General features: G+C 67.2%; 6 protein-coding genes and 2 rRNA genes (1 of these 8 only partly in view). 4 read left to right on the top strand and 4 right to left on the bottom strand.

What is annotated here, in order from left to right; genetic code table 11:
- Window positions 1–2,833, top strand: a 23S ribosomal RNA gene (locus DMA15_RS07560); it begins 292 nt to the left of the window's first position.
- A 138-nt stretch (window positions 2,834–2,971) separates the two neighbouring features.
- Window positions 2,972–3,088, top strand: a 5S ribosomal RNA gene (rrf, locus tag DMA15_RS07555).
- A gap of 119 nt (window positions 3,089–3,207) precedes the next feature.
- Here the strand turns inward: rrf and DMA15_RS37940 are convergent.
- On the bottom strand, window positions 3,208–4,449 hold the full coding sequence (locus DMA15_RS37940; RefSeq protein WP_206302992.1) for a hypothetical protein: 1,242 nt from the start codon (window positions 4,447–4,449) through the stop codon (window positions 3,208–3,210).
- On the opposite strand from DMA15_RS37940, the gene DMA15_RS37015 reads away from it, so the two are divergent.
- Window positions 4,420–5,184, top strand: coding sequence for a tetratricopeptide repeat protein (locus tag DMA15_RS37015; RefSeq protein ID WP_125517398.1), 765 nt, complete (start codon window positions 4,420–4,422; stop codon window positions 5,182–5,184). The genes DMA15_RS37940 and DMA15_RS37015 overlap by 30 nt on opposite strands.
- Before the next feature lie 95 nt (window positions 5,185–5,279).
- Here the strand turns inward: DMA15_RS37015 and DMA15_RS07545 are convergent, their stop codons facing one another.
- A complete protein-coding gene (locus tag DMA15_RS07545) occupies window positions 5,280–6,563 on the bottom strand; it encodes a DUF1015 domain-containing protein (RefSeq protein ID WP_125511881.1) in 1,284 nt (427 codons plus the stop codon).
- Window positions 6,564–6,634: 71 nt separating this feature from the next.
- On the opposite strand from DMA15_RS07545, the gene DMA15_RS07540 reads away from it, so the two are divergent.
- Window positions 6,635–7,687: an HAD hydrolase-like protein gene (locus tag DMA15_RS07540; RefSeq protein WP_125511880.1), complete on the top strand. Its 1,053-nt coding sequence runs from the start codon at window positions 6,635–6,637 to the stop codon at window positions 7,685–7,687.
- Window positions 7,688–7,791: 104 nt separating this feature from the next.
- On the opposite strand, the gene DMA15_RS07535 is transcribed toward DMA15_RS07540, so the two are convergent.
- Both DMA15_RS07535 and DMA15_RS07530 read right to left on the bottom strand, forming a co-directional pair.
- A complete protein-coding gene (locus DMA15_RS07535; RefSeq protein ID WP_125511879.1) occupies window positions 7,792–8,625 on the bottom strand; it encodes a siderophore-interacting protein in 834 nt (277 codons plus the stop codon).
- On the bottom strand, window positions 8,622–9,665 hold the full coding sequence (locus tag DMA15_RS07530; protein WP_125511878.1) for an ABC transporter substrate-binding protein: 1,044 nt from the start codon (window positions 9,663–9,665) through the stop codon (window positions 8,622–8,624). Before DMA15_RS07530 ends, DMA15_RS07535 begins: the two co-directional genes overlap by 4 nt.
- Window positions 9,666–9,704: the final 39 nt, after the last annotated feature.

Below are 9,704 nucleotides of genomic sequence, written 5' to 3'. Positions count from 1 at the left end.
CCGGCAGGGGTTGCGTATGCGGGGTTGTGGGATCTCTCTTTCACAGTCTGCCGGCTGTGAGACGAGTCAGAAACCGTTGATGTAGGCGAAGGACATGCGAAAGGTCCGGCGTAGAGGGTAAGACCCCCGTAGTCGAAACATCAGCGGCTCGTTTGAGAGACACCCAAGTAGCACGGGGCCCGAGAAATCCCGTGTGAATCTGGCGGGACCACCCGTTAAGCCTAAATATTCCCTGGTGACCGATAGCGGATAGTACCGTGAGGGAATGGTGAAAAGTACCGCGGGAGCGGAGTGAAATAGTACCTGAAACCGTGTGCCTACAAGCCGTGGGAGCGTCGCGCATCAAGCTTGCTTGGTGCGTCGTGACTGCGTGCCTTTTGAAGAATGAGCCTGCGAGTTTGCGGTGTGTTGCGAGGTTAACCCGTGTGGGGAAGCCGTAGCGAAAGCGAGTCCGAATAGGGCGGTTTAGTAGCGCGCTCAAGACCCGAAGCGGAGTGATCTAGCCATGGGCAGGTTGAAGCGGCTGTAAGAGGTCGTGGAGGACCGAACCCACCAGGGTTGAAAACCTGGGGGATGACCTGTGGTTAGGGGTGAAAGGCCAATCAAACTCCGTGATAGCTGGTTCTCCCCGAAATGCATTTAGGTGCAGCGTCGTGTGTTTCTTGCCGGAGGTAGAGCACTGGATAGGCGATGGGCCCTACCGGGTTACTGACCTTAGCCAAACTCCGAATGCCGGTAAGTGAGAGCACGGCAGTGAGACTGTGGGGGATAAGCTCCATGGTCGAGAGGGAAACAGCCCAGAGCATCGACTAAGGCCCCTAAGCGTACGCTAAGTGGGAAAGGATGTGGAGTCGCACAGACAACCAGGAGGTTGGCTTAGAAGCAGCCACCCTTGAAAGAGTGCGTAATAGCTCACTGGTCTAGTGATTCCGCGCCGACAATGTAGCGGGGCTCAAGCGTACCGCCGAAGTCGTGTCATTCACACAATAGGGCCAACGCCTGTGTGGATGGGTAGGGGAGCGTCGTGTGCCGGGTGAAGCTGCGCCGGAAGGCAGTGGTGGACGGTTCACGAGTGAGAATGCAGGCATGAGTAGCGATACATACGTGAGAAACGTGTGCGCCGATTGACTAAGGGTTCCTGGGTCAAGCTGATCTGCCCAGGGTAAGTCGGGACCTAAGGCGAGGCCGACAGGCGTAGTCGATGGATAACCGGTTGATATTCCGGTACCCGCTGTGAAGCGTCAAACATCGAGCCCATTAATGCTAAGGCCGTGAAGCCGCCCTGATCTCTTCGGAGTTGAGGGGAGTGGTGGAGCCGCTGACCCAAGGTGGTAGTAGGTGAGTGATGGGGTGACGCAGGAAGGTAGTCCAGCCCGGGCGGTGGTTGTCCCGGGGTAAGGGTGTAGGCCGTGTGATAGGTAAATCCGTCGCACATTAAGGCTGAGACCTGATGCCGAGCCGATTGTGGTGAAGTGGATGATCCTATGCTGTCGAGAAAAGCCTCTAGCGAGTTTCATGGCGGCCCGTACCCTAAACCGACTCAGGTGGTCAGGTAGAGAATACCGAGGCGTTCGGGTGAACTATGGTTAAGGAACTCGGCAAAATGCCCCCGTAACTTCGGGAGAAGGGGGGCCATCACTGGTGATCCGTTTTACACGGTGAGCTGGGGGTGGCCGCAGAGACCAGCGAGAAGCGACTGTTTACTAAAAACACAGGTCCGTGCGAAGCCGTAAGGCGATGTATACGGACTGACGCCTGCCCGGTGCTGGAACGTTAAGGGGACCGGTTAGTGCACTTTCGGGTGTGCGAAGCTGAGAACTTAAGCGCCAGTAAACGGCGGTGGTAACTATAACCATCCTAAGGTAGCGAAATTCCTTGTCGGGTAAGTTCCGACCTGCACGAATGGCGTAACGACTTCTCGACTGTCTCAACCATAGGCCCGGTGAAATTGCACTACGAGTAAAGATGCTCGTTTCGCGCAGAAGGACGGAAAGACCCCGGGACCTTTACTATAGTTTGATATTGGTGTTCGGTTCGGCTTGTGTAGGATAGGTGGGAGACTTTGAAGCGGGCACGCCAGTGTTCGTGGAGTCGCCGTTGAAATACCACTCTGGTCGTGCTGGATGTCTAACCTCGGTCCGTGATCCGGATCAGGGACAGTGTCTGATGGGTAGTTTAACTGGGGCGGTTGCCTCCCAAAGAGTAACGGAGGCGCCCAAAGGTTCCCTCAGCCTGGTTGGTAATCAGGTGTTGAGTGTAAGTGCACAAGGGAGCTTGACTGTGAGACCGACGGGTCGAGCAGGGACGAAAGTCGGGACTAGTGACCCGGCGGTGGCTTGTGGAAGCGCCGTCGCTCAACGGATAAAAGGTACCCCGGGGATAACAGGCTGATCTTCCCCAAGAGTCCATATCGACGGGATGGTTTGGCACCTCGATGTCGGCTCGTCGCATCCTGGGGCTGGAGTCGGTCCCAAGGGTTGGGCTGTTCGCCCATTAAAGCGGTACGCGAGCTGGGTTTAGAACGTCGTGAGACAGTTCGGTCCCTATCCTCTGTGCGCGTAGGAATATTGAGAAGGGCTGTCCCTAGTACGAGAGGACCGGGACGGACGAACCTCTGGTGTGCCAGTTGTCCTGCCAAGGGCATGGCTGGTTGGCTACGTTCGGAAAGGATAACCGCTGAAAGCATCTAAGCGGGAAGCCTGCTTCGAGATGAGTATTCCCACCCCCTTTGAGGGGTTAAGGCTCCCAGTAGACGACTGGGTTGATAGGCCAGATCTGGAAGCCCGGTAACGGGTGGAGGTGACTGGTACTAATAGGCCGAGGGCTTGTCCTCAGTTGCTCGCGTCCACTGTGTTAGTTCTGAAACAACGAACAGTTGTGTCGGCTGAACAGCGTCACTATCAAATTGAAAAGTGTGCTTGTTCGCTGCCCTGTTTGAGATCCTGCTCTACAGCGGGATATTTCATAGGGTTTCGGTGGTCATAGCGTGAGGGAAACGCCCGGTTACATTCCGAACCCGGAAGCTAAGCCTCAAAGCGCCGATGGTACTGCAGGGGGGACCCTGTGGGAGAGTAGGACGCCGCCGAACAAACTTTGGAGGACCCCTGGTCCCAGCGTTCACGCTGGGACCAGGGGTCCTTTTGTTTTTGTCGAAGCGCGCCGGCACCCCGGCTGCGCGAGAATGACTGCGGTACCGAAGACTAGGAGTCACCGATGTCCACCAACTCTCCCGACGAGCGACCGGGGCGCGACCAGCGCGGCCGGGACGGTGGCGACCGGGGCGGATACCGCGGGGCTCCACGGCGGGACAACGACCGCGGTGGCTTCCGGCGCGACGACCGCGGCGGCGACAGTCGCGGGGGCGACAACCGCGGCGGCTATCGCGGGCGCGATGACCGTCGTGACGATCGCCGTGAAGGTGACCGGGATCGCGGTGCGCGTCCGCCGTTCCGTCGCGATGACCGGCCCACTGGTGGGCCTCGCCGTGATGACCGCCCGAGTGGGCCCCGTCGTGACGACCGCCCCGCGGACCGCGACCGCGGCTTCCGCCGCGACGGTGACCGCCCCGCCTTCCGTCGTGATGACCGTCGGGACAACGACCGCAGGGACGACCGTGGCGGCTTCCGCCGGGACGACAACCGTGGCGGTGCCGGTACGGGCGCCGGTGGCGGCGGCTTCCGTGGGCGTGACGACCGGCGCGATGACCGGCGTGACGGTGACCGCGGTGGTTTCCGGCGCGACAACGACCGTCGTGACGGCGACCGGCCCGCCTTCCGTCGCGATGACCGTCGGGACAACGACCGCAGGGACGACCGCGGCGGGTTCCGCCGGGACGACAACCGTGGCGGCGACAACCGCGGCGGTGGCGGTGGCTTCCGTGGGCGTGACGACCGTGACAGTGGCGGACGTCCGCCGTTCCGTCGGGACGACCGGCCCACTGGTGGGCCTCGCCGCGATGACCGCCCGAGTGGCCCCCGTCGTGACGATCGCCCCGCGGACCGCGACCGCGGCTTCCGCCGCGACGGTGACCGGCCCGCCTTCCGTCGTGACGACCGACGGGACGACCGGCGTGATGACCGTCGGGACAATGACCATGGTGGTGACCGTGGCGGGTTCCGCCGCGATGACCGGTCCAGCGCGCCCCGTCGCGATGACCGCCGTGATGACCGCCGGGACGACCGTGGTGGCTTCCGCGGACGTGACGACAGCCGCGGGGGCGACAACCGCGGTGGCGGCGGGTTCCGTGGGCGCGATGACCGCGGACGCGACGACCGTGGCCCCCGTGGGCCGCGTCGTGACGACAGCCGGGGCGGCGGGCGCCCCGGTGGCTTCCGTGGGCGGGACGACCGTGACGGTGACCGCGGTGGGTACCGCGGTGGGCGTGACGACCGGGACCGCGACCGCGAGCCCATCAGGCGGCTGCCCATCCCGGAGGACGTCACCGGGCACGAGATCGACAAGGACGTACAGCAGGAGCTGCAGAGCCTTCCGAAGGGTCTCGCCGAGGACGTCGCCAAGAACCTGGTGATGGTCGCCAAGCTCATCGACGAGGACCCCGAGCAGGCGTACGCCTACTCGAAGATCGCCCTGCGGCTGGCCTCCAGGGTCGCCGCCGTGCGTGAGGCGGCGGGCTTCGCCGCGTACGCGAACCAGAAGTACAGCGAGGCGCTCGCCGAGTTCCGGGCCGCGCGACGGATGACCGGCAGCGTCGAGCTGTGGCCCGTCATGGCGGACTGCGAGCGCGGCCTGGGCCGGCCCGAGAAGGCGCTGGACATGGCCGGTGCGCCCGAGGTGCACAAGCTCGACAAGGCGGGGCAGGTCGAGATGCGGCTCGTCGCCGCCGGGGCCCGCCGTGACATGGACCAGATCGACGCGGCCATCGTCACCCTGCAGAGCCCCGAGCTGGCCTCGAACTCCGCGCAGCCCTGGACCGCGCGCCTGCGCTACGCGTACGCCGACGCGCTGCTCGCGGCCGGCCGCGAGGACGAGGCGCGGGAGTGGTTCGCGAAGGTCGTCGAGTCCGACAAGGACGGCAGCACCGACGCGTCGGACCGTCTCGCCGAGCTGGAAGGCGTCGAGTTCGTCGACGCCCTCGGTGACGACGAGGCCGACGAGGCGCTCACCGCGGCCCCGGACACCGTTCCGGACGCGTCGGTGGACGACTCGGCGGACGACAAGGACTGAGGCTCCGGGCAGCCGGCCGACGGGTCAATGAAGGACGGGCGGGACTCCCTGAGGGGGTCCCGCCCGTTTCCGTATGCCCGACAGGGGGCCGTGGGTCAGAAGGCGAGGGCGCGCAGGACCAGGCCGGTGGCGGGCTTGGGGCCGAACGAGGTCGACTTGCGGGGCATCGTGACGCCCTGGCGGGCCAGGTCGCGGACGACCTCTTCCCTCACCGGATGCATCAGGACCGCCGTGCCGCCGTCGCGCTCGGCCTTCTCGACGGTCGCCGCCGTGTCGTGGATGTACGCGATGTGCTCCGGGGCGTCCGGGATCCGCCAGACGTGGTCGAGCAGAGTGGCGTGCAGGACCGTCGCGTCCAGGGTGCGCCAGGCCTCGGGGCGGTCGCCGGGGATCGTCTCGGCGAGGAGGTCGGGCGCGGGGTGGTCGATGAGGTGGAAGGCGCCGTCGCCCGCGAGGACGAAGGCGTTGCCCTTGGCGGCGGCCTCGGCGAGGGCGTCGAGCGCCTGGTCGAGGGGGCCCTCGACGGTGCGTACGCGGAAGGAGTCGCCCAGGGCGGCGAGCGCGTCGGAGACCGGCAGCCGGTGGAGGTAGCGGTGGATGGCGCGGACGCGCAGGGGGTAGCGGGCGGTGTCCACCAGGAGTACGAGGCCGTAGTCCCACGCGCTCGGCGAGGGGTGTTCGGCGCGCAGCCGCAGGTTGGTCGCCCAGCGGTGGTGGCCGTCCGCGATCAGTGCCTGGTGGGCGGCGAGATCTGACTGGATCTCGGCGATCTCCGCGGGGTCCGTGACGGACCACAGGCGGTGGTGGAAGCCGTCCTCGGTGGTCGTGGAGAGGAGCGGCTCGCGCTCGGCCGTGCGTTCTATGACGGCCGTCGCTCCCGTGGCCTCGGCCTCGTTGTCGGTGCGGTAGGTCAGCAGGAGCGGTTCGAGGTTGGCGGCGGTCGCCCGCATCAGGGCCGCGCGGTCCTCGACGACATGCGGCATGACGCCCTCGTGGGGCAGGACGATGCCGTCGTGGGCCTCGGAGAGGCGGAGCGCGCCGATGAGGCCGCGCTGGAGGATCTCGCTGTCCTGCTGTTCGTAGACGTACAGGCTCGGTTTGTCGTCGGGCGCGAGGATGCCTTCGCTGAGCCAGGTGCGCAGGGTGTCGGCGGCCTGTTGGTTGCGGGCGGCCGGGGTGGTCGCCTGCGGGAGGATCAGGCGGACGATGTTGTGCGGGTCGGCGGACTCCAGGTGGAGCAGGCCGTCGGGGCGTACGACCACGTCGTACGGAGGTGACGTCACCGCGGCGAGACTGCCGACCTGTTCGGGGACGTAGCGCACGCCCCGGAACGGGATCAGGTCGAGGCCGGCTGTGTCCATGTGACCCGCTGTGTTCATTGGGGCATCGTATGTGTGTCAGTGGCATAAGCGATGATCGGGGGAGTGGATCGAGCGAGGAGCGATGTGTAATGAGCCAGACCGCAGGTCACGGGGCAGGCGGGAGCGTCAGGACGCGGCCCGATGGCAGCAGCCGGGCGCTGAGCGAGGCCTATGACACGGCGCTTCTCGATCTGGACGGGGTGGTGTACGCGGGCGGTCACGCCATCGCGCACGCCGTCGAGTCGCTCGGGACCGCGCGCGAGGGCGGGATGCACCTCGCGTACGTGACGAACAACGCGCTGCGGACGCCGGACGCGGTGGCGGAGCATCTGACGGAGCTGGGGATCGCGACCGGGGCGTCGGACGTCATCACCTCGGCGCAGGCCGTCGCCCGCCTGGTGAGCGAGGAAGTGCCCGCGGGGGCGCGGGTGTTGGTGATCGGCGGTGAGGGGCTGCGGGTCGCCCTGCGGGAGCGGGGGCTTGAGCCGGTCGAGTCGGCTGACGACGATCCGGCGGCGGTCGTGCAGGGGTACGGCGGGCCGGATCTGGCGTGGGGGCGTTTCGCCGAGGCCTGTTACGCGATCGCGCGGGGTGTGCCGTGGTTCGCGTCCAACACGGACCTGACGATTCCGGGTGCCCGGGGCATCGCGCCGGGCAATGGCGCGGCCGTCGAGGTCGTACGCATCGCGACGGGCGCCGAGCCGCGGGTGGCGGGCAAGCCGCTGCCTCCGATGCACCGGGAGACGATTCTGCGGACGGGCGCCGAGCGGCCGCTGGTCGTGGGGGACCGTCTCGACACGGACATCGAAGGCGCGTTCCACGGCGAGGTGGACTCCCTGCTGGTGCTGACGGGCGTCACGGACGGCGCGCAGCTGCTCGCGGCCCGGCCGGAGCACCGGCCGACGTATGTGGACGCGGATCTGCGCGGCATGCTGACGGGGCAGCCCGAAGTCGCCCCGGTGGAGGGCGGGTTCAGGTGCGGCGGCTGGACGGCGTCGGTGCGCGGTGACGAACTGGCGCTGGACGGCGAGGGTGAGCCCATGGACGCCCTGCGGGCGCTGTGCGCGGCGGCGTGGACGGACGCGGGCGCCGGCAGCTGCGCCCTGGACGCGGGCAAGGCGCTGGCGCGGCTCGGGCTGTAGGCAGGGCGGGGCCCCGAGCGGGGCTCGGGGTTCTCGCGTATGTCTCCGCTCGTGCGGGTCCGTCGTCGGTCAGTGAGCGGTGAGGGGTACCCCGTAAGGGGTGTTCACGGGTTTTCGCCGCGGTCTATCAGTTCGTCCGTCGTGGTGTTCTTGCGCCAGTAGCCGGAGAACGACACCCGCTTGCGGTCGAATGCGCGGTCGTTCACGAGGTGGCGGCGGATGGCCTTGACGGTCGCGGACTCGCCCGCGATCCAGGCGTACGGCGTGCCCTCGGGGAGGTCCGCCCCGCGGATCGCGTCCGTGGTGGCGCCTTCCCGGGTGAGCCAGTGGACCTCGGCGTCGGCCTTGGTGGGCAGGGGCTGGCGGTCGGCCAGGTCGTGGACCTCGATCCAGACGCGCGCCGGCAGGTCGGGCGGCAGCGTCTCGAGGATGCCCGCGACGGCCGGGAGCGCCGACTCGTCGGCGGTCAGGAGCAGCCAGTCGGTGTCCTGCGGCGGCCGGAAGTCGTACGCGGAGTTCTCCTCCTCGACCGGGGCGAGCACGCCGATGCGGGCGCCGGGCCGGGCCGTCCGCGCCCAGCTGGTGGCGGGGCCGTCGGCGGGCGAGGGCTCCGGGCAGTGGACGGCGAAGTCGATGACCAGTTCGTCGGGGTCGCGGCGCAGTTCGCGGGTCGTGTACGTGCGCATGATGCCCCGCACGGACGGGTCGAGGCCGCACCACGCCGCGTACCAGTCGGCCGTGTCGCCGGTGGTGGTGTCCGGCATGACCGGCGCGTCCTGGCCCGGGTGGGGCAGGAAGATCTTGACGCGCTGGTCCCGGCCGCCCGACGCCATCCGCGCGAGGTCGGCTCCGCCGAAGGTCACGCGGATCATGGCGGGGGTGAGGCGCTCGGTGCGCAGGACCTCGACGTCGAAGTAACGGTAGGGGGAGTCGGTCATCGCTTGAGCCTCTTCGACTTCTCGACGGCGGCGGCGAGCCGCTCAATGACAGGGGCGTAGCCGGCGTAGCTGTAGCGCTCCTCCATCGACCAGGGGACGGTCTGGCCGGCCTTGACGGCGGGGAGCTTGGCCCAGGTGGGCTTCTTCGCGAGCTCCTCGGGGGGCAGCGCGGTCGTGCGGTTGTCGAGCATGATGAGGTCGGCGTGGTACTTGTCGGCGTTCTCCCAGCTGAGGAACTCCCAGAAGCCCCACTCGTCGCTCTTCTTGCCCTCGACGAACTCGATGCCGAGGTCCTTGAAGTAGTGGAGGTCGCAGTAGGCGTCGGGGACGGCGACGTACATCTGGTCGGCGTCGCCTGTCGTCGCCATGACCTTGAGGCCGCGGTTGGCCTCGGCGGCCTTGCGCAGGGTCCGTTCGGCCTTCTGGAAGCGGGCCTTGGCCGCCCGTACCTTCTCGGACTCCAGGTCCGCGCCGAGGGAGGCGGCGAGTTCGGTGTAACGCTTGAGGGGTTCGCGCAGGGAGACGCGGGCGCCGTTGATGCCGACGGTGGGGGCGAGCGAGGCGATCTTCTTGGCGCTCTCCTCGGGGATGAACCAGAGGTTGGGCGGCGGGAACATGTTGCTGATGAGGACGTCGGGGCGCAGGGCCGCGTACTTCTCGATGTTGAACTGGCCCCACTCGTTGCCGAGGCTGGTCAGTCGGGAGAGGTCGAGGTCGCCCGACTGCGGGCTCGGCTTGCCGTTCACGGGCTTGGAGGGGCCGAAGATGCCCTTGCACTCGATGCCGTAGTCGTGCAGGGCGGCCGCCGTGCTCACGAAGGCGACGATGTTCTTCGGGTGCTGCTTGGTGGTGACGGTCTTGCCGCGGTCGTCCTTGAAGCTCCAGGGCTTGTCGCCCTTGCCGCCCTTCCCGCTCGTGGTGGAGGCGTCGCTGTCGCCGCCGCACGCGGTGAGCAGGGCCCCGAGGCCGAGGCCGCCGCCCGCGAGGAGTACGTCCCTGCGGTTGGGGGCACGCGTGGGGGAGCGACGCGGTGCGGGCATGGTGGCGCTTCTCTCGTCGAAGGACAGTGCGAAGGCAGG

The organism is Streptomyces sp. WAC 01529, assembly GCF_003945545.1.
GTDB classification, from domain to species: domain Bacteria; phylum Actinomycetota; class Actinomycetes; order Streptomycetales; family Streptomycetaceae; genus Streptomyces; species Streptomyces anatolicus.
Note: the sequence above shows the minus strand (reverse complement) of the source record. Positions and strands in the feature narration are given on the sequence as shown.

Bases quoted from the DNA above. Each gene is read 5' to 3' on its own strand.
- DMA15_RS07530 (WP_125511878.1), bottom strand. From the start codon at position 9,665: ATGCCCGCACCGCGTCGCTCCCCCACGCGTGCCCCCAACCGCAGGGAC.
- DMA15_RS07545 (WP_125511881.1), bottom strand. From the start codon at position 6,563: ATGAACACAGCGGGTCACATGGACACAGCCGGCCTCGACCTGATCCCG.
- DMA15_RS07540 (WP_125511880.1), top strand. From the start codon at position 6,635: ATGAGCCAGACCGCAGGTCACGGGGCAGGCGGGAGCGTCAGGACGCGG.
- DMA15_RS07535 (WP_125511879.1), bottom strand. From the start codon at position 8,625: ATGACCGACTCCCCCTACCGTTACTTCGACGTCGAGGTCCTGCGCACC.